The sequence below is a fragment of the Streptomyces sp. NPDC085596 genome, from assembly GCF_044541565.1.
In the GTDB taxonomy this organism is placed as follows: Bacteria; Actinomycetota; Actinomycetes; order Streptomycetales; family Streptomycetaceae; genus Streptomyces.
Genome location: NZ_JBITTC010000002.1, coordinates 107,040 through 124,723, shown reverse-complemented (window position 1 = coordinate 124,723; position 17,684 = coordinate 107,040). Strand labels below are relative to the sequence as shown.

The 17,684-nt window shown below is 71.3% G+C and carries 18 protein-coding genes and 2 pseudogenes; 17 read left to right on the top strand and 3 right to left on the bottom strand.

Going from position 1 to position 17,684, the window contains the following annotated elements:
• Positions 1-274 precede the first annotated feature (274 nt).
• From ACIGA3_RS06075 to ACIGA3_RS06060, 4 genes are all read left to right on the top strand, one after another.
• Positions 275-688 carry a GntR family transcriptional regulator gene (locus tag ACIGA3_RS06075; RefSeq protein WP_399711027.1) on the top strand — a complete coding sequence of 138 codons (414 nt, stop codon included), beginning with the start codon at positions 275-277 and terminating at the stop codon, positions 686-688.
• Positions 663-1,568, top strand: coding sequence for an ABC transporter ATP-binding protein (locus ACIGA3_RS06070; protein ID WP_399711025.1), 906 nt, complete (start codon positions 663-665; stop codon positions 1,566-1,568). Before ACIGA3_RS06075 ends, ACIGA3_RS06070 begins: the two co-directional genes overlap by 26 nt.
• Positions 1,565-2,470: a hypothetical protein gene (locus tag ACIGA3_RS06065; protein WP_399711023.1), complete on the top strand. Its 906-nt coding sequence runs from the start codon at positions 1,565-1,567 to the stop codon at positions 2,468-2,470. The genes ACIGA3_RS06070 and ACIGA3_RS06065 overlap by 4 nt, the downstream gene beginning before the upstream one ends.
• A 101-nt stretch (positions 2,471-2,571) precedes the next feature.
• Entirely contained in the window at positions 2,572-4,659 is a 2,088-nt protein-coding gene (locus ACIGA3_RS06060) for a SpoIIE family protein phosphatase (protein ID WP_399711021.1), read from the top strand.
• A 38-nt stretch (positions 4,660-4,697) separates the two neighbouring features.
• Here the strand turns inward: ACIGA3_RS06060 and ACIGA3_RS06055 are convergent, their stop codons facing one another.
• Together ACIGA3_RS06055 and ACIGA3_RS06050 are read right to left on the bottom strand one after the other, a co-directional pair.
• Positions 4,698-5,405, bottom strand: coding sequence for a TIGR03943 family putative permease subunit (locus ACIGA3_RS06055; protein WP_399711019.1), 708 nt, complete (start codon positions 5,403-5,405; stop codon positions 4,698-4,700).
• The gene (locus tag ACIGA3_RS06050; protein ID WP_399711017.1) at positions 5,402-6,403 is read right to left on the bottom strand and encodes a permease; all 1,002 of its coding nucleotides are present in this window, start codon (positions 6,401-6,403) and stop codon (positions 5,402-5,404) included. Before ACIGA3_RS06050 ends, ACIGA3_RS06055 begins: the two co-directional genes overlap by 4 nt.
• Before the next feature lie 109 nt (positions 6,404-6,512).
• Between ACIGA3_RS06050 and ACIGA3_RS06045 the strand changes: the two genes are divergently transcribed.
• The 7 genes and pseudogenes from ACIGA3_RS06045 to ACIGA3_RS06015 form a co-directional block, all read left to right on the top strand.
• Positions 6,513-7,715, top strand: coding sequence for a helix-turn-helix domain-containing protein (locus ACIGA3_RS06045; RefSeq protein ID WP_399711015.1), 1,203 nt, complete (start codon positions 6,513-6,515; stop codon positions 7,713-7,715).
• Between the two features lie 208 nt (positions 7,716-7,923).
• Entirely contained in the window at positions 7,924-8,256 is a 333-nt protein-coding gene (locus ACIGA3_RS06040; protein WP_399711013.1) for an ATP-binding protein, read from the top strand.
• Positions 8,253-8,453 carry a hypothetical protein gene (locus ACIGA3_RS06035; RefSeq protein WP_399711011.1) on the top strand — a complete coding sequence of 67 codons (201 nt, stop codon included), beginning with the start codon at positions 8,253-8,255 and terminating at the stop codon, positions 8,451-8,453. The genes ACIGA3_RS06040 and ACIGA3_RS06035 overlap by 4 nt, the downstream gene beginning before the upstream one ends.
• Positions 8,454-8,585: 132 nt before the next feature.
• Positions 8,586-8,945, top strand: coding sequence for a PRC-barrel domain containing protein (locus tag ACIGA3_RS06030; protein ID WP_399711009.1), 360 nt, complete (start codon positions 8,586-8,588; stop codon positions 8,943-8,945).
• A 140-nt stretch (positions 8,946-9,085) separates the two neighbouring features.
• On the top strand, positions 9,086-9,292 hold the full coding sequence (locus tag ACIGA3_RS06025) for a twin-arginine translocase TatA/TatE family subunit (RefSeq protein ID WP_391293613.1): 207 nt from the start codon (positions 9,086-9,088) through the stop codon (positions 9,290-9,292).
• 44 nt (positions 9,293-9,336) lie between these two features.
• Positions 9,337-9,723 (top strand): BlaI/MecI/CopY family transcriptional regulator, encoded by a 387-nt coding sequence (locus tag ACIGA3_RS06020; RefSeq protein ID WP_399565319.1) that lies wholly within the window; start codon positions 9,337-9,339, stop codon positions 9,721-9,723.
• A gap of 73 nt (positions 9,724-9,796) precedes the next feature.
• Positions 9,797-10,183 (top strand): annotated as a pseudogene (locus ACIGA3_RS06015) (M56 family peptidase); the annotation flags it as partial.
• An 18-nt stretch (positions 10,184-10,201) separates the two neighbouring features.
• Here ACIGA3_RS06015 and ACIGA3_RS06010 read toward each other — a convergent pair.
• Positions 10,202-10,288, bottom strand: a pseudogene (locus ACIGA3_RS06010) (Tellurite resistance TerB); the annotation flags it as partial.
• A gap of 163 nt (positions 10,289-10,451) precedes the next feature.
• Here ACIGA3_RS06010 and ACIGA3_RS06005 point away from each other — a divergent pair.
• The 6 genes from ACIGA3_RS06005 (at position 10,452) to ACIGA3_RS05980 (ending at position 17,679) form a co-directional block, all read left to right on the top strand.
• Entirely contained in the window at positions 10,452-10,808 is a 357-nt protein-coding gene (locus ACIGA3_RS06005; protein ID WP_399711008.1) for a (2Fe-2S) ferredoxin domain-containing protein, read from the top strand.
• Positions 10,809-10,973: 165 nt separating this feature from the next.
• The gene (locus ACIGA3_RS06000; protein WP_399711007.1) at positions 10,974-12,761 is read left to right on the top strand and encodes an FAD-binding dehydrogenase; all 1,788 of its coding nucleotides are present in this window, start codon (positions 10,974-10,976) and stop codon (positions 12,759-12,761) included.
• A 266-nt stretch (positions 12,762-13,027) separates the two neighbouring features.
• The gene (locus tag ACIGA3_RS05995) at positions 13,028-14,425 is read left to right on the top strand and encodes an amino acid permease (RefSeq protein ID WP_399711006.1); all 1,398 of its coding nucleotides are present in this window, start codon (positions 13,028-13,030) and stop codon (positions 14,423-14,425) included.
• 157 nt (positions 14,426-14,582) lie between these two features.
• A complete protein-coding gene (locus ACIGA3_RS05990) occupies positions 14,583-15,437 on the top strand; it encodes an alpha/beta fold hydrolase (protein ID WP_399711005.1) in 855 nt (284 codons plus the stop codon).
• Between the two features lie 146 nt (positions 15,438-15,583).
• Entirely contained in the window at positions 15,584-16,603 is a 1,020-nt protein-coding gene (locus ACIGA3_RS05985) for a sugar ABC transporter substrate-binding protein (protein ID WP_399711004.1), read from the top strand.
• Positions 16,603-17,679, top strand: a complete 1,077-nt coding sequence (locus ACIGA3_RS05980; RefSeq protein ID WP_399711002.1) for an ABC transporter permease — start codon at positions 16,603-16,605, stop codon at positions 17,677-17,679. Before ACIGA3_RS05985 ends, ACIGA3_RS05980 begins: the two co-directional genes overlap by 1 nt.
• Positions 17,680-17,684 lie beyond the last annotated feature (5 nt).

Below are 17,684 nucleotides of genomic sequence, written 5' to 3'. Positions count from 1 at the left end.
CCGAGGGGCTGCACCTCGCGGCGAAATGGCGCGGTGAGGATGTCGCTCCCCTGCTCCCTCAGGAACCCGACCAGGACTCCTTGTTCTGAGTCACGCGGATCTGTAGCGATCACCGGGCTCGCCGGTGGTCGGTTCGAGAGTGGCGCCGGCGGACGCACCCGCCCGTTCAGGGGGCCGGCGCCCGGCATGTGTCACGCCGAGGCGGGTCTTGACGTGCCCGGAACAGGCAATGCATCATTCCACTAGTTCATTGGTTGAAAGCGGGGGATCAGTCGTGGCGTTCGCCTTCCGGATCGACCGGTCCAGTGGGGTGCCCAGCTACGTCCAGATCGTCCAGCAGGTCCAACAGGCCCTCCGGCTGGGGCAGTTGGAACCCGGTGACCGTCTGCCGACCGCGCGTGCGGTCGTCGAGGCGACCGCGCTCAACCCCAACACCGTGCTCAAGGCGTACCGCGAGCTCGAGTCCCAGGGCCTGGTCGAGACCCGGCGCAGGCACGGGACGTTCATCACCGGCACGCTGGGCACCTCGTCCGGCGATTCGCCCTGGCGGGCGGAACTGGCGGACGTGGCCGCACGCGCCCGTGCGGCGGGACTGGAGCGTGAGGACCTCGCCGCGCTGTTCACCGCCGTGGTCGAAGACCTCTACTCATCGAAGGAACCCGATGTCGTTCCCCACCAGCAGTCCTGAAGCGGCGCTCGCCGCGGACGGCGTCACCAGGAGATACTGGCGCAGTGGTCCGGACGCGCTGGACGGCTGCACCTTCGCCGTCCCCGCCGGAGTCGTCTGCGCGCTCGTCGGACCGAACGGCGCGGGCAAGTCGACCCTGCTGGAGCTGGCGGCCGGCCTCCAGCGTCCCACCTCCGGCTCCGTCGAGGTCTTCGGCCGGCCCGCGCACATCGGCCACCCGCGAGTCGCCTACCTGGCCCAGGACCGCCCCCTGTTCCCCCGGTTCACGATCGCCGAGACGCTGCGCCTGGGCGCGCGGCTCAACGAGGGCAACTGGGACGCGGAACTGGCGGAGAGGTTCGCCGACCCGTCCCGCTTCGGCAAGGGCGACCGCATCGGCAACCTGTCCGGCGGCGAACGGACCCGGATCGCCCTGGCCCTCGCCCTCGGCAAGCGGGCCGATCTGCTGCTGCTCGACGAGCCGATGGCGGACCTGGACGTGCTCGCCCGCCAGGAGCTGATGGGCCTGCTCATGGCGCATGTCGCCGACACCGGCGCCACGGTGATCATGTCGTCGCACATCCTGTCCGAGCTGACCGACGTCTGCGACCACCTGCTGCTCCTCGACCGGGGCACGACCCGGCTGTGCGGCGACATCGACGAACTGACCGACTCCCACGCCGTGGTGGCCTTCGCCGGGGGCGCCGAGCAGCTCGACGGTCACACCGTCGTCGAGTCCCGCCCCGCCGGGCGCGGCACCAGCGCCCTGATCCGCCGCGAGCGCCCGCTGCCCGCCGACTGGGAGGTCCGGCCTCCTGTCGTGGAGGAGCTGGTGCTCGCCCACCTCACCGGCTCGTCCCTTCCCACCCCGATACCGCACCGCAAGGACACCGCCGCATGAGCGCCGCCATCGCCGCCGCACCGAAGTCAGCCCGGCCCGGCCGCCTCCGGCCCCTCGCGGGCATCGCCCTGCGCCAGTACTGGATCGTCGGCGCCTTCCTTCTGCTGCTGGCCCTGCGCATCGGCGTCCAGACGGTCTACCACTACTACGGCTGGGCCGACGCCATCGCCCTGCGGAACCACGTCGGCAGCGAGGCGTACCACTTCGGGCGCTACGCCGACGACGCCCACGCCATGACCGCGAAACTCATGGACGACGGCGCCATGCTCGCCTTCCAGCCGGCCCTGTTCGCCGCGCTCGTCACCGGCGTGCTGACCGCGCGCGAATGGGAGACCCGGCGCGTCGTCCTCGCCCTCACCCAGTCGGTCACCCCCCGGCGCTGGTTCGGCGTCCGCTGGGCGACGCTGGCGGCGATCCTCGTGGTGCTGACCGTCCCGCTGGTGGCGCTGTACCGGATGAGCGTCGTCCACGCCTTCCACCTCGACCTGCTCACCTACGGTGCCGAACGGCAGAACGCCTACTACACCATCGGCCCCGTCACCGTCGCGTACGTCCTCCTCGGCGTCGCGGCCGGCGCACTGACCGGTACTTTCCTGCGGCGCCTGTGGCCCACCCTCCTCGCCGCCCCGCTCCTTACCTGGCTGGTGGCCGCACTGCTCGTCCGCTCGCGCGCGATGCTGCTGCTCGACCTCCCGGTCCTCTCCAAGGTCGACGGATACCACCCCGGCGGCGTATTCGGTCTGATGTTCTACGACACGCTGCCGCAGGACGCCTTCCTCACCAACGCCCTGGACACCGGCGACTACTGGCCGTTCCAGATCGCCTCCAGCGCGCTGGTGCTGGCGGTGGCGGCGCTGCTGATCCTCGTCGCGTTCCGGGTCATCCGGCGCCGCACGGCTTGATCCGTACGCGGCTCCGTCCCGGCGGGGACCATCGCTGGGGCGGAGACCCCGCCCGGAGTGCGCCCCGCCGGCACCTTGCGCATGCTGGTTAGGGAGGTGCCATGGAAGGCGACGCCCGACGCGAGCGCACCCTTGAGACCTGCCCCGAGGCCATGCGCGTGGCCTGTGAGGCCCTGGCCGCCTCGCCCCTGGCGATCCTCGTCCTCGACGACGAGCTGCGCATCACCGAGTGCAACGAGGCCGCGCACCGCCTGCTGTCGAGCACCGCCGAGGACCTGACCGGCCAGGTGATCACCGACGTGCTCCCGCTGCGCGACCCCGAGGCCGAGACGGCCGACGCGCGCGAAGTACGTACCAGCGGCGTCGCCTCTCTGAACCGGCTCGTACGCACCCGCCACACCCGCCGGCAGAGCCCCAGAACCCTGTGCCTCTCCCTCTTCCCGGCGCCGCCCGGCCAGGAGAGTTCCGGGCTCGTCTGCACGATCGCCGACATCACCCCCGACCGGACGGACCAGGCCGGCGCCGACCCGCTGCGGCGCCTGGCGGCGATCCAGGGCGAGGTGGGGGAGACGCTCGACCACGACACCACCTGCACCGAACTCGCCGAGGCGCTCGTCCCCGGCGCCGCCGACACCGTCGTCATCGCCCTCGCCGAACACCTGACCCAGGGCGAACCCCCGCCGCTGGCCCCGCACCACCCGGAGCCGCTGTGTCCGATCGCGTGCAGCGGCGCCCCCGAGGACGGCCGGATCTGGCCCACGGACCAGCGGCTCTTCGCCTCGCTCCTGGCCGCCCGGGCACCCCGAGCCACCGACATCGAGGCCGACACCCGCTGGCTGGACTCCGAACCCGCGCTGAAACGACTGCTGCGCGCGGCCGGAGCACACGCGCTGCTCGCCGCCCCGATCACACGGCAGGGCACCGTGCTCGGCTTGCTGCTGCTCTACCGGGGGGAGACGCCGGCCCCGTTCTCTCCCGAGGACATCGCCCTCGTGGAGAAGGTCTGCGCGCACACGGCACGGTGTCTGGACCACGCCCGGCGCTTCCACCGCGAACACACCATCGCGCTGGCCATCCAGCACTCGCTGCTGCCCAGACAGCCACCGACCGGGGCCGCGCTCGACATCGCGGACCTGCGGCTGCCCGGTGAGGAGAGCGGGGGCGGCTGGTTCGACGTGATGCCGCTGTCCGGCGCCCGTACCGGCCTCGCCGTCGGACAGGTCACCGGGTTCGGCGTACGGACGGCCACCACCATGGGCGAGCTGAGAACCGCCGGGCGGTCCCTCGCCACGCTCGACCTCCAGCCGGGGGAGCTGCTGGCGCGGCTGAGCCGTACGACCGCCACCCTGGCGCGCGACCGGAATGCGGCGCAGACGGAGTCCGGCCCCTTGCGTGCCGGGTGCACCTACGCGGAGTGGGACCCGCTGTCGTGCGAGGTAACCGTCGCGCGGGCGGGCGGGCCCGAGGTCGTCCTCGTCCGCCCCGACGGCACCATCGGCACCATCGCCACCCCTGAGGGCCCCCACCTCGGCGGTCCGGCCGGGCCGATCCCGTCCGTTACCGCCGCCGTCCCGCCCGAGTCGCTGCTGATCCTGCACACCCCCGGACTCACCGACGACCCCGGCACCGTCCCGGACCTGCTGCGCCAGGCGCTGGACCGGCTCCCCGACTCCGACGGCGTGGACCCCCGTGCCCTGTGCGACGAACTGGCCGCCCTGCTCACCTCCCAACCCCGCGCGATCGAGGCGCAGGTACTGGTCTGCCGGGTCATGGCCTTCCCCCGCGAACGCGTGGTCACCCTCCCGCTGCCCGACGGACCCCAGGCCGCGGAAGCCGCCCGCGCCTGCTGCGAGCAACACCTGCGCGACTGGGGGCTGGACGAGGACGTCCGCTTCAACGGCCAGCTCATCGTGAGCGAGTTCGCCGGCAACGCCGTCCGCCACGGCTCCCCGCCCGCCCGCCTCCGCCTCATCTTCGACCAGGCCCTCACCATCGAGGTCTCCGACACGGGCGGCAACGCGCCTCTGCTCCGGCACGCGCAGGAGGGGGACGAGGGCGGGCGGGGCTTGTTCATCGTCTCCCAGCTGGCGGACCGCTGGGGGACTCGGTACGACAGCGGGGGCGGGAAGACGATCTGGGCGGAGGTGGATACGCCGGGGGAGCAGGACGAGGAAGAGGGAGGGGGCTGACTGTGCAACTCAACTGATCTCGGCGGGGCTTGGGTGGCTCAGCCCAGGGGGAGAGCGTCCGTGTAGCCGTTTGTGGGGCGGTGGATCTTCTTCAAGGTGTGGGCGTCCAGGGCTACTTCGGCTGATGCGGTGCCGAGGGTGCTGTGTGGGTGCCAGACGCCCGTCACCGTGACCCAGGTGTCCGGCTTCGGGGATGGGGTGCCGTATACGCGGACCTTCACCGACTGGGCGTCCGCCGCGCAGCAGTTGATGATCAGACGGGTCAGGTACCAGCCGCCGCCCTTACCTGCGGGCGTCGCGAAGCCCGTCATCTGTACGGTGCGGCTGCCGATCGCCTTCGTGTGGTCCTCGCGTACGCGGTTCGTGAAGTCGCCCAGGGTGAGGGGGAGGGGAGAGGTGGTGGGGAGGGGGTCGAAGTCCTGGGGCTGGGTGGTGGTGGACTTCGGGGCTTCCCGTGCCGCCGTGTACGCGCCGAGGGCGGGTGGTGCCCAGAGGGCGAGGCTCAGGACGGGGAGGAAGAGGAGCCAGGTGACGCGCGGCGGAAGGTGGTCGCCGTCCTCGCGCTTCCGCCGGTACCACGACCACGCCTCCGCCAGCCCGAGCGCCAGCAGTACCGCGCCGGAGGCGATCAGCAGCGGGCGCATGCCCGCCTTGACGTAGCGCAGATACAGGTCGGTGAACAGCGAACCCCGCAGCAGCGCAAGGCCGCTGAGGACGAGCAACGCCGCCTGTACGGGACGTCTCACAGCAGCACCCCTCCGATCACCGCACTGCACACGACCGCCACGAGAGCCGTCGCGGCGGAGAACCGTACGGCGAAGGCCCGCCCGAATGTCCCCGCCTGCAGGGCGATCAGCTTCAGGTCGACCATCGGGCCGACCACCATGAACGTCAGCCGTGCCACCGGCGAGAACCCGGACAGCGAGGCCGCCACGAACGCGTCCGCCTCCGAGCACACCGCCAGCACGACGGCCAGCCCGGCCAGGAACGGCACCGACAGCCAGGCCGAGCCGGTGAACGCGTCGAGCACGGAGGGCGGTACGGCCACGTTGAAGGTGGCCGCCGCCAGCGCGCCCACCACCAGGAACCCGCCCGCATGCAGGAAGTCGTGCTGGAAGCCGCCCCGGAACTCCGCCCAGCGGCTGTGCCCGTGCCGGTGCCCGGTGTGCCGTACGGCCGGCCGCAGCCACTCCGCCTTGCCCCGCCACAGCCAGAGCCAGCCCATCAGGGCGGCGACGACCAGCGAGGCCAGCAGCCGGGCCGGCACCATCATGGGCTGACCGGGGAAGGCCACGGCGGTCGCGGTCAGCACGATCGGGTTCACGGCCGGGGCCGACAGCAGGAACGCGAACGCGGCCGCCGGCTCAGCTCCGCGCCCGATCAGGCTGTTGGCCACCGGCACCGACGCACACTCACACCCCGGCAGCACCACCCCGGCGACCCCCGCCACGGGCACGGCCAGCGCGGCCCGCTTCGGCAGCAGCCGGGTGAACACGGACGCCGGTACGAACGCGTTGATCGCCCCCGACAGTGCCGTACCGAGCAGCATGAACGGCACCGCCTGCAGAAACACCGCGAGCGCGACGGTCCGCCACGCCTGCACGGCGGGGGCCTCGCCCCACCGCCCGACGAGGAACACCGCCGCGCCGGGAAGGACAGCAGCGCCGAGCAGAATCAACGGCCAGTACCGCAGCCAGCCCGGCGCGGCGGAAGCCGCCGGCATACGGTCCGCCGTCCCCTGCATCCGCCCACTCCTGCCGCTTGCTACTCGTCTGATCGGATCAACATAGCGACCGCGTTTTCCGGGACCGTCTCGAGGGCTGCCAGCGGGGGCGGCGGCGTACGGTGGCTGGGTGGCAAACGATGATCTGGGGCGGACCCTGCGCCGCTTGCGGCGGCTGGCGTCCCTGACGCAGGAGGAGCTTGCCGACCGCTCCGACGTGTCCGTGGACGTGATCCGCCAGTTGGAACAGGGGCGGAAGCACTCCGCCCGTCTTCCCACGCTGCATGCGCTGGCCAATGGCCTCGGTGTGGAGCTGACCACGCTGCTGGGCGATCCGCCCGCCGTCTCCTCCGGAGAGAACGACGGACCGCGTTTCGTGGCGATGCGGCGTGCGGTCATGCCGGTGCTGTGGGGGCCCGAAACCGCCCCGCCGACGGCCGACTTCTCCCTCGGCCGGCTGCGTGAGCAGATCGCGGACGGCTGGACGCAGTACCACTCCGCCGAGTTCGACACGGTGATGAAGGCGCTGCCGGACCTGATCTCGGACGCGCGCACGGCGACGGTCTCGGAGGATGAGGACGACCGCAGGGCCGGTTTCGCCGTTCTGGCCAAGGCACTTCAGCTCGCCGGGCACGTCGCCGTACGGATGGGCAAGACGGACCTCGCCCTGACGAGCCTGGAGCGTGCCATAAGCGCCGCCGGGCAGTCCGGTGACCCGCTGCTGGTCCCGATGATCGTCAACTCCGTGGCCTGGACGTACCAGCGGCAGGGACGCCTCGCCGACGCCCTGAGCATCGCTCTCCGCGCCGCCGCCGACATGGGCCGTACCGACACAGCCGACGGCCTGAAGGTGTGGGGCGCGCTGACCATGAGTGCCGCCACCTCGGCCGCCAGAAGCGGTGACTACGAGCGGGCGGCGGCGATGATGGAGACGGCGGAAAAGGAGGCCGCGCGGGTCTCCAAGCTTCCCGAGGCCGGTGACAACCGCATGGTCAGCGTCTTCAGCCCGTCCTCGGTCCGCATCGAACGCGTCCGCCTCGCCGTCCAGTACGGCCACCCGCAGGACGCCCTCGCCCTGGCCAAGGGCATGCGGCTGAGCAAGGACACCCCACCCTCCTGGCGCACCTGGCTCCTGCTGGACGTGGCCCGCGCCCACACCGACACCGGCGACGCGGCCGGCGCGGTCAAGACCCTGGAGTCGCTGCGCCGGGTGGCCCCCACATGGATGCAGCACCACACCCTGGCCGTGGCCATCGTCCGGGACCTGTGGAGCCTCCCCAACCACCCACCGGGACTGGCCTCGTTGGCGGAGTCCCTGGGAGTCCGCGAATAGCGTGGCGAAAGCGGGACGCAACGTCCCTGTCAGCACTCTCGGCGTGCCGATTTCATGAACGCACACTGCCTCGCCTGCCGCCCACGCGGCCCGAGGCCCCGCCGACCCGAGAGCGCAGGCCGACATGCCACAACCCACGACGCGGGCCCGCTCCACGGGCTTTCCGGGCTACAGCGAGACTCTGCCGCGCCAACCGGAGAGCGCGGCCGTGGCGAGACGCCTGGTGCGGGCAGCGCTGGCGGTCTGGGCACTGGACGAGCTGGCCGAAGACGGTGTCCTGATCGTCACCGAGCTGGTGTCGAACGCCGTGCGGCACGCTCGTCGGGCGAGCGTCCGGGTGATCGTCGAGCGCACCGCCCCGCGAGCGGTCCGGATCGCTGTCGCCGATCTGTCCCACATCCAACCTGTCTCGTGCTTACCGGGGTTGGACGAGGAAGAAGGGCGCGGACTGCTGCTCGTGGCCGCCTTGGCCGCGCGTTGGGGCGTTGATGAGCGGCATTGGGGAAAGATCGTGTGGGCCGAGCTGGAGGCGCGACGGTGAGCAGCGGCGAGGGTACGGCCTGGGTCGGTGATCTGGTCCATGACGAGGACGCCGGCCGGCGCGGCATCGTCACGGATGTGCGCGGCGGTGCCACGTGGGTGCTTCGGCCGGAGTTCGGGACGGGGCAGTGGACCTCGCTGGCCCCCGAGCGGCTCACCGTGCTGAGGCCACGCGAGCGGATTCGCGAGGAGCCCTAGGCCGATTACCACACCCAAGAGGGACGTCGGGTTTGGTCGCTCCCAGGCAGGACACCCGCCCGTAGAGCCCCTGGTGGGAGACGGATGTGGACCGCATCCACCTCCTGGGGCTGGAGTATGGAGGTGTCGTCTATGACCGCCGAGAACATCTGGAGCTATGGCCCGACCGCCGGGCACACGCCGGACGCTGATCTGAGCGGGTACAAGGTCGAGGCGCTCGACGGGCACATCGGCAAGGTGGACAAGCACTCGAACGACGTGGGGGAGCAGTACATCGTCGTGGACACCGGGGTGTGGATCTTCGGCAAGGAGGTGCTGCTGCCCGCCGGGACGATCACGGGGATCGACCACGAGGAGCGGACGGTGCACGTGGCGCGGACCAAGGAGCAGATCAAGGACGCGCCCGAGTTCGACAAGGACAAGCATCTGGGCGACCCGGCGTACCGGGACCAGATCAGCGGTCACTACGGCGGGCATGGCTCGGGGCACTGAGGGAGTGTGGGGGAGCGGCCGCCGGGCCCTGCTTCTGTTCCCGCGCTGCCTCTGCGCGAGACTTCTACAGCAATGTAGACAATGATGGTGGGCGGGGCCGACCGGTCCCGGTCACCACCCCGCTGGAGGAACCGCATCCGATGTTCGGCCTGAGTGAAGTCGCCCTGCTCCTCATCGTGTTGATCGCCCTCCTCGGCGTACGGAAGCTGCCCGGACTCGTCCGCTCGGCCGGTCAGGCCACCCGCATCTTCAAGAGCGAGGCCCGCGCCCTGCGCACCCAGGACGCCCCGCCCGCCTCCGGAACCGTCATCGAGGGCACCGTCCTGCCCCGCGACGAACGGAGCTGACCCGCCGGCGGCCTGCGATCCACGCACGGCGGAGAGGAGAGGCCGTGAACGACCAGCGGCGTACCCGGCGACGGGGCCAGGGCGAGTTGGAGGGGCTGGTGCTCTCCGCCCTGCGCGAGGCCCGTACGCCCGCGTCCGCCGGCTGGGTGCAGGAACACCTCGGCGGCGACCTCGCCTACACCACCGTCATCACCATCCTCACCCGCCTCCTCGCCAAGGGCGCCGTCACCCGCGAACGCGCCGGCCGCTCCTTCGTGTGGACCCCGGTCTCGGACCAGGCGGGCCTCGCCGCGCACCGGATGCGCAAGGTGCTCGACGGCGAGAGCGACCGCGAGGCGGTGCTGTCCCGCTTCGTCACCTCCCTCGCACCGGACGACGAACGTCTCCTGCGGCACCTGCTGGGCGAGCTGGGCCCGGACGGAGAAGGCTGAGAGACCCATGGGCGTGTTCGTCCTCCTGCCGCTGGTGCTCCCCCTGACGGCATGGCCGATCGGCGCGGGCGGCCTGCTGCTGGTCCAACTGGCCGCGCGGGCCAACCCGTTCCTGCGCCCGCTGCGTACGGCCGTGTCGTACACCGTGGAGCGGTGGGCCGACGAGGAGGCGGCCGGGGTGGTGCGCAATCGGCAGACGGTGGCCCGGGCCATCGGCAACGCGGCGCTGGTCCCGCGCGCGAACCCCGTACTGGCCGGGTTCGCGGCCCCGGGCCCCGTACCGCGCCGCGGGGCCGCGCTGTTGGGGCCCGCGCCCGCCGTCCACGTATGGCCCTCGCTGTTCACGGCCGTGGGAGTGGCGGCGTGGACGGCGGCGGCCGGCACGATGATGTCGGCGCTGTCCTCGGCCAATTCGGCGGTGACGCTGTTCCTCGTGCTGAAGGCGGCCACCCCGCTGTAGGGCGGCCGCCCCGGTGTCTCAGAGATCGAACTCGTGCGGCGGCAGGTCGTTGTCCAAGTCGCCGTCCGCGCCGCCGATCTGGGTGACGGCACGCGCCTCGGCCGGGGAGCCGTACCGCTGCCCGGCCCCCAAGTGTCCCTTGTCGTACGGGCTTTCTCGGTTCCTGCTTCTACATGTGTGTAGAAGCATAGGCGGGGCCGGGGGTGCGGTCCATCATCGTTCCAGGGTGGTACTGACGTTCTGCCAGGTCGGATGCGACGATCACCGCATGCCCGAGATACGACCCGCCCCCGTGCCCTGTCGGATCGTGGTTTGCCGGGACTGCTGCTGCGGAAGCCCCAAGGTGACCGGGGTCGACCATGCCGCGCAGGCCGCCCGGCTCGCCGAGGGCGCGCCCGTACGGATCTCCGACTGTCTCGACGTGTGCGACCAGGCCAATGTGATCGTCGTCCAGCCCTCCGCCGCCGGACGCGCGGCCGGGGGCCGCCCGGTCTGGCTCGGCCTCGTCAACGACGCGGACGCCACCGAGGACGTCCTCGGCTGGGTGCGGGACGGCGGGCCGGGCATCGCCCCGCTGCCGGACATCCTCGATCTGTATACCTTCACCCCGCCTCGCAGGCAGTAACTCGCCTACACGGCAACAGAGTTGACGCACGACTCTGGTCGCCCCGCACCCCCTGGGCTACCGTCGGTAACACCTGCCGACGGCGACCGTCAGCACGTCCTTCCTGCCTCGGCAGCCTTCGTTCGTCACCCCGCACCGCCGGTACCCCTTTGACGAAAGGCAGCCATGGACAACCCCATCGCTCCCACAGGGATCACCCGTCGCCGCGCTCTCACCGTCACCGGTGGGATGCTCGCCGGGGCCGCGCTGGCCGCCCATGCCGTCCCGGCGTTCGCCGGGGAGTCGCAGGACGCGGACGCGATCGTCGTCGGGCACGGCCTCGCGGGACTGGTCGCCACGGCCGAACTCGCCGCCGCGGGCCGCAAGGTGCTGCTGCTGGACCAGGAGCCGGAGGCCAGTCTCGGCGGGCAGGCGTTCTGGTCGTTCGGCGGGCTGTTCTTCGTCAACTCCGACGAACAGCGGCTGATGGGAGTCAAGGACACCCGCGACCTCGCCTGGCAGGACTGGCTGGGCAGCGCCGGGTTCGACCGGGGCGTGGACGACCCCGCGGGGCAGGACCACTGGGCGTACAAGTGGGCTGAGGCGTACGTCGACTTCGCGTCCGGCGAGAAGCGGTCCTGGCTCGCCGGGCTGGGCGTGCAGTGGTTCCCGATCGTGGGCTGGGCCGAGCGCGGCGGGGGCCTCGCGGACGGACACGGCAACTCGGTGCCGCGCTTCCATGTCACCTGGGGCACCGGACCCGCCGTGGTCGAGCCCTTCGAGAAGAAGGTGCGGGCGGCGGTGGCGGCCGGGAAGGTCTCCTTCAGATTCCGGCACCGGGTCGACGGCATCGTCACCACCGGAGGTGTCGTGACCGGCGTACGCGGTGCCGTCCTCGAACCCAGCGGTGCCGCACGCGGCAAGCCCAGCTCCCGTACCGTGATCGGCGAGTTCGAGCTGCGCGCGCCGGTCGTGGTCGTCACCTCCGGCGGTATCGGCGCCAACCACGACCTCGTACGCCAGAACTGGCCCGCCCGGCTCGGGACGCCGCCCAAGACCATGGTCACCGGGGTGCCCGCGCACGTCGACGGGCGGATGCTCGCCATCACCGAGCGGGCGGGCGGCCGCATCGTCAACCCCGACCGGATGTGGCACTACACCGAGGGACTGCGCAACTACGACCCGATCTGGCCCGGCCACGGCATCCGCATCCTGCCCGGCCCGTCCTCCATGTGGTTCGACGCCACCGGCAAGCGCTTCGGCACCCCCGACATCCCCGGCTACGACACCCTGCACACCCTCGGCTCGATCACCGCGTCCGGCTACGACTACTCGTGGTTCGTGACCACACAGAAGATCATCGCCAAGGAGTTCGCGCTCTCCGGCTCGGAGCAGAACCCGGACCTCACCAACAAGAACGTCTGGCAGCTGCTGTCCCGGATCTGGCAGACGCCCGAGCCGATCGAGAAGTTCAAGAAGAACGGCGCCGACTTCGTGGTCGCCTCGTCGCTGTCCGAACTCGTCGCCGGGATGAACAAGCTGACCGGCGACAACCTGATCGACCTGGCCCGGCTGAAGCGGCAGATCGAGGCCCGCGACCGGGAGATGGACAACCCGTACACCAAGGACGTGCAGGTCATGGGCATCCGCAACGCCCTCGCCTACATCGGGGACTCGCTGAGCCGGACCGCCCCCGCGCACAAGATCCTCGACCCCGCCGCCGGCCCGCTGATCGCCGTACGCCTCAACGTCCTCACCCGCAAGACCCTCGGCGGCCTCCAGACCGACCTCGCCGGACGCGTGCTGAACGCCACCGGCCAGCCGGTTCCGGGGCTGTACGCGGCTGGGGAGGTCGCGGGCTTCGGCGGCGGGGGAGTGCACGGCTACCGCTCGCTGGAGGGCACCTTCCTCGGCGGCTGTCTCTTCTCCGGACGCCAGGCGGGCCGGGCCGCGGCCGCGGCGACGGCGACCTGATCCCGGACGCGGGTTCGAAGGGGAGGGCTAAGGAGAGGGTGAATATCTGTCGGTGTCAAGGCCCCGTAAGCGCGGTTTTTGCGTGATCACGTGGACGGGACGGGACAAGAAGCGGCGATTTGGCGGCGACTCGGGGCATCACCGACCATAGGGACCGGCCCGGTGCTCCGGGAGGGCCGCTCACCTGGCCCTTTCCGTGAGCCAGGTCACCGCCCGTCCCCCTCTGTGCCGGTCACGGCCAGTTCCGCGAGAGGTAACCCCCACCCATGCAGGTCACCGGGACCGCCCCGCCGCCGGCTCCGGCGACGGGCCCCCTCGGCGCCCCGGCCGAGGAGCCGGGCGGCAACGCGAACAAGCACGCCCGCCGCTTCGGGCTGCCCGTCGCCACCGCCCTGGTCATGGGCAACATCATCGGCGGAGGCATCTTCCTGCTCCCCGCCTCCGTCGCCCCCTACGGCACGGTCAGCCTGGTCGCCCTCGGCGTCCTCACGGTCGGCGCCATCGCGCTCGCCCTGGTCTTCGGCCGGCTCGCCCAGCGCGACCCGCGCACCGGCGGCCCGTACGTCTACGCCCGCGAGGCGTTCGGCGACTTCGCCGGGTTCCTCGCGGCCTGGGCGTACTGGATCACCACCTGGGTGTCCAACGCCGCGCTCGCCGTCGCCGCCGTGGGCTACCTCGACGTACTGATCCCGGTCAGCCACCACCGCTGGACCGCGTGCCTGGCCGCCCTGGTCATCCAGTGGCTCCCGGCCCTCGCCAACTTCGCGGGCACCCGCTGGATCGGCGCCGTGCAGCTGGTCTCCACCGTGCTGAAGTTCGTACCGCTGCTGCTCGTGGCGGTCGGCGGACTGTTCTTCTTCGACCCCTCCAAGCTGGGCCCGTTCAACGCGGGCGGGGGCAGCGCGGTCGGTGCCGTCTCCGCCTCCGCCGCCCTGCTGCTCTACTCCTACCTCGGCGTGGAGTCCGCCGCCGTCAGCGCCGGCGAGGTCCGCGACGCCCGCCGCAACGTCGGCCGGGCCACCGTGATCGGCACCGTGGGCGCCGCCGTCGTCTACCTCCTCGGCACGGTCTCCGTCTTCGGCACCGTCTCCCACAGCAGCCTGGTGAAGTCGACCGCGCCGTTCTCCGACGCCGTGAACTCGATGTTCGGCGGCACCTGGGGCGGCTGGGCCGTGGCGCTCGCCGCGCTGGTCTCGATGACCGGCTGCCTGAACGGCTGGACCCTGCTCAGCGCGCAGACCCCGTACGCCGCCGCGCGCGACGGGCTCTTCCCGGCCGCCTTCACCCGGCGCCGGCGCGGGGTGCCGACCGTGGGCGTCGGCGTCACGGTCGTCCTCTCCTCACTGCTCACCGTCTACAACTTCATGGCGGGCTCGGCGCACGTCTTCGAGGTCCTGGTACTGGTCACCACCTTCACGGCGACCGTCCCCTACCTGCTGGCCACGGCCGCGCAGCTCCACCACCTCGCCTCCGGCCGCCGCGACGCGGTCGACGGACGGCGGCTGGTGCGTGACGCGGTGATCGCCGCCGTCGCCGCGGGCTTCTCCATCTGGCTGGTCGCGGGCGCGGGCTACGCGGCGGTCTACCAGGGCGTGCTGTTCCTGTTCGTCGGCATCCTCGTCTACGCCGTGATGGCCGGACGGCGGCGCCGCTCCGAAGCCTGAGCACGAAGGAGCCCGGCGGTCCTGGAAGGGGCCGCCGGGCTTCGTCGTACCTGCTAACTGCACAAGCGGATCGCCTCCTACCGCTGGCCCGGGTGATCTTCGGCTGCGTACCGTGACCCACCGACGACGAGCCGCGTGGACAGGGAGTGAGCAGCGAGTGCAGCCGACGTTCGTACTGGTACATGGCGCCTTCGCCAACTCCTTCTCCTTCGCCCCGCTCCAGGCCGAGCTGGGACTGCTCGGGCACCGCTCGGTCGCCGTCGACCTGCCCGGCCACGGCTTCGGAGCGACCTACCCGCACGCCTACCAGGCACCGCAGGACCCCGAGGGGCTCGCCACCGCGCCCGGCGCGATCAAGGGCGTCACGCTCGCCGACAACACCGCCCACCTGATCGGGGTGCTGGAGCGGGCCAAGGCGAACGGCCCCGTCATCCTCGTCTCGCACAGCCGGGGCGGCATCACGGCCACCGCCGCCGCCAACGCGCGGCCGGACCTGATCGACCGGCTGGTGTACGTCTCGGCCTGGGCCCCGGTCGAACTGGAAGCCGGTCAGTACTACGCCGAGCCGGAGATGGCCACGGTCGACCCCGCCTCGCTCACCCTCGCCCTGGCCGGGAACCCGGCCGAGCTGGGCCTGCTCCGCGTCAATTTCCGCACCGCCGACCCGGCAGCCCTCGCCGCGCTCAAGGACGCCTTCCTCGCGGACGGCACCGACGACGAGTTCCTCGTCTTCCTCAACACCTTCCAGCCCGACGAGAACCTCGACGCGGGCGGTGCGGCCGACCGCGCCCGGGCCGACACCTGGGGCCGGGTCCCGAAGACCTACGTACGCCTCGCCGACGACGTGAGCATGCCGCTCGCCCTCCAGGACCGGCTCATCCGCGAGGGCGACGAGCTGACCCCGGACAACCCCTACGACGTACGCACCCTCGCGGGCAGCCATCTGAAATGGCTGGTCGACCCGGCTCCGGCGGCCCGCGTGCTCGCCGGACTCGCCCCGATCACCGGCTGACCGGGAAATACCCCTTTGTGCTTACATCCTGACCTGCCCCAGTCGGCATGTCTGGACAAAACATTGACAGCGGACGGCACAGGGACTTGTATCCCGTCCCGACGCAACAGCGCTCACCCTCCCCAGCACAGTGAGGTGCAGGAACGATGGACCGCTCTTCTCGCTCGCGCTCGCGCCGACTGGCTCCCGTCGTGGCAGTGGCCGCCGCGGCAGCCCTCACCCTCGCCGGCTGCTCCAGCGGTTCCGGCGGGAAGAAGGCGACGGAGGGAGGATCGGGGGCGCCGGCCGGCAAGGCCGACACCCCCCGGATGACGGTCGCGCTGGTCACCCACCAGTCGCCCGGCGACACCTTCTGGGACATCGTCCGCAAGGGCGCCGAAGCCGCCGCAGCCAAGGACAACATCAAGCTCGTCTACTCCGCCGACCCCAACGCGGGCACCCAGGCCAACCTGGTGCAGAACGCCGTCGACCAGAAGGTGGACGGCATCGCGGTCACCCTGGCCAAGCCCGACGCCCTGAAGGACGTCATCGGAAAGGCGAACGCGGCGAAGATACCCGTGGTCGGCCTCAACTCCGGGCTCAGCGACTGGAAGAAGCTCGGACTGCTCCAGTTCTTCGGGCAGGACGAGAGCGTCGCGGGCGAGGCGCTCGGCAAGAAGCTGAACGAGGTCGGCGCCAAGAAGATCGTGTGTGTGATCCACGAGCAGGGCAACGTCGGCCTCACCCAGCGCTGCGACGGCGTGAAGAAGACCTTCTCCGGCAAGACCGAGACGCTGTACGTCAACGGCACCGACCGGCCGTCCGTGCAGTCCACCATCACCGCCAAGCTGAAGCAGGACAGCTCCCTCGACCACGTCGTCACCCTCGGCGCCCCCTTCGCGCTGACCGCCGTGCAGTCCGTCGCCGACGCGGGCGGCAAGGCCAAGGTCGCCACCTTCGACCTCAACAAGGACCTCACGGGCGCCGTCAAGAAGGGCACCATCGAGTTCGCGGTGGACCAGCAGCCCTACCTCCAGGGCTACTTGGCCATCGACTCGCTGTGGCTGTACAAGAACAACGGCAACTACAGCGGCGGCGGCGAGCAGCCGGTGCTCACGGGTCCGGCCTTCGTGGACAAGTCCAACGTCGACCGGGTCGCCGAGTTCGCGGCGAAGGGCACCCGCTGATGAGTACCGCCCAGCAGACCGAACCGGCGGCCTCCCCGCCACCGGTTCCCGGTCCGGCGCCGGCCGCCGGGCGCACCGCCGGGCGCCCGCTCGCGCTGCGGCTGCTGGCCCGGCCCGAAGTGGGCGTGTTCCTGGGGGCGGTGGCCGTCCTGGTCTTCTTCCTGATCGCGGCCCCCTCGCTGCGCCAGGGCGACTCGATGGCCACCGTGCTCTACCAGTGCTCCACCATCGGGCTCATGGCGCTGCCGGTCGCCCTGCTGATGATCGGCGGGGAGTTCGACCTGTCCTCCGGCGTCGCCGTCATCACCTCCGCGCTCACCGCGAGCATGCTCAGCTACCAGCTCACGGTGAACGTCTGGACCGGCGTCCTCGTCTCCCTCGTCCTCTCCCTGGCCATCGGCGCCTTCAACGGCTGGATGGTGGTGCGCACCGGGCTGCCCAGCTTCCTGGTCACCCTCGGCACCTTCCTGATCCTCCAGGGCGTCAACCTCGCCGTGACCAAGCTGGTCACCGGCAACGTCGCCACCGACGACATCAGCGACATGGACGGCTTCGCCCAGGCCAAGGCGGTCTTCGCGTCCTCGGTCGACATCGGGGGAGTCCAGGTGAAGATCACCGTCTTCTACTGGCTGGTCTTCGCCGCGCTCGCCACCTGGGTGCTGCTGCGCACCAAGTACGGCAACTGGATCTTCGCGGCCGGCGGAAGCAAGGAGAGCGCCCGTGCGGTCGGCGTCCGGGTGGACTTCACCAAGATCACGCTGTTCATGCTGGTGAGCTTCGGCGCGTGGTTCGTCGGCATGCACAACCTGTTCGCGTTCAACACCGTGCAGTCCGGTGAGGGCGTGGGCCAGGAGCTGATCTACATCGCGGCCGCGGTGATCGGCGGCTGTCTGCTGACCGGCGGCTCGGGCTCCGCGATCGGGCCGGTCTTCGGCGCGTTCATGTTCGGCATGGTCAACCAGGGCATCGTCTTCGCGGGCTGGAACCCCGACTGGTTCAAGGCGTTCCTCGGTGTGATGCTGCTCGGCGCCGTCCTGATCAATCTGTGGGTCCAGCGCACGGCGACCCGGAGGTGAATGCG

Coding starts and splice junctions, on each gene's coding strand:
- ACIGA3_RS06000 (WP_399711007.1), top strand. CDS start 10,974: ATGGACAACCCCATCGCTCCCACAGGGATCACCCGTCGCCGCGCTCTC.
- ACIGA3_RS06030 (WP_399711009.1), top strand. CDS start 8,586: ATGACCGCCGAGAACATCTGGAGCTATGGCCCGACCGCCGGGCACACG.
- ACIGA3_RS06065 (WP_399711023.1), top strand. CDS start 1,565: ATGAGCGCCGCCATCGCCGCCGCACCGAAGTCAGCCCGGCCCGGCCGC.
- ACIGA3_RS06005 (WP_399711008.1), top strand. CDS start 10,452: ATGCCCGAGATACGACCCGCCCCCGTGCCCTGTCGGATCGTGGTTTGC.
- ACIGA3_RS06060 (WP_399711021.1), top strand. CDS start 2,572: ATGGAAGGCGACGCCCGACGCGAGCGCACCCTTGAGACCTGCCCCGAG.
- ACIGA3_RS05980 (WP_399711002.1), top strand. CDS start 16,603: ATGAGTACCGCCCAGCAGACCGAACCGGCGGCCTCCCCGCCACCGGTT.
- ACIGA3_RS05985 (WP_399711004.1), top strand. CDS start 15,584: ATGGACCGCTCTTCTCGCTCGCGCTCGCGCCGACTGGCTCCCGTCGTG.
- ACIGA3_RS05995 (WP_399711006.1), top strand. CDS start 13,028: ATGCAGGTCACCGGGACCGCCCCGCCGCCGGCTCCGGCGACGGGCCCC.
- ACIGA3_RS06025 (WP_391293613.1), top strand. CDS start 9,086: ATGTTCGGCCTGAGTGAAGTCGCCCTGCTCCTCATCGTGTTGATCGCC.
- ACIGA3_RS06050 (WP_399711017.1), bottom strand. CDS start 6,403: ATGCAGGGGACGGCGGACCGTATGCCGGCGGCTTCCGCCGCGCCGGGC.
- ACIGA3_RS06070 (WP_399711025.1), top strand. CDS start 663: ATGTCGTTCCCCACCAGCAGTCCTGAAGCGGCGCTCGCCGCGGACGGC.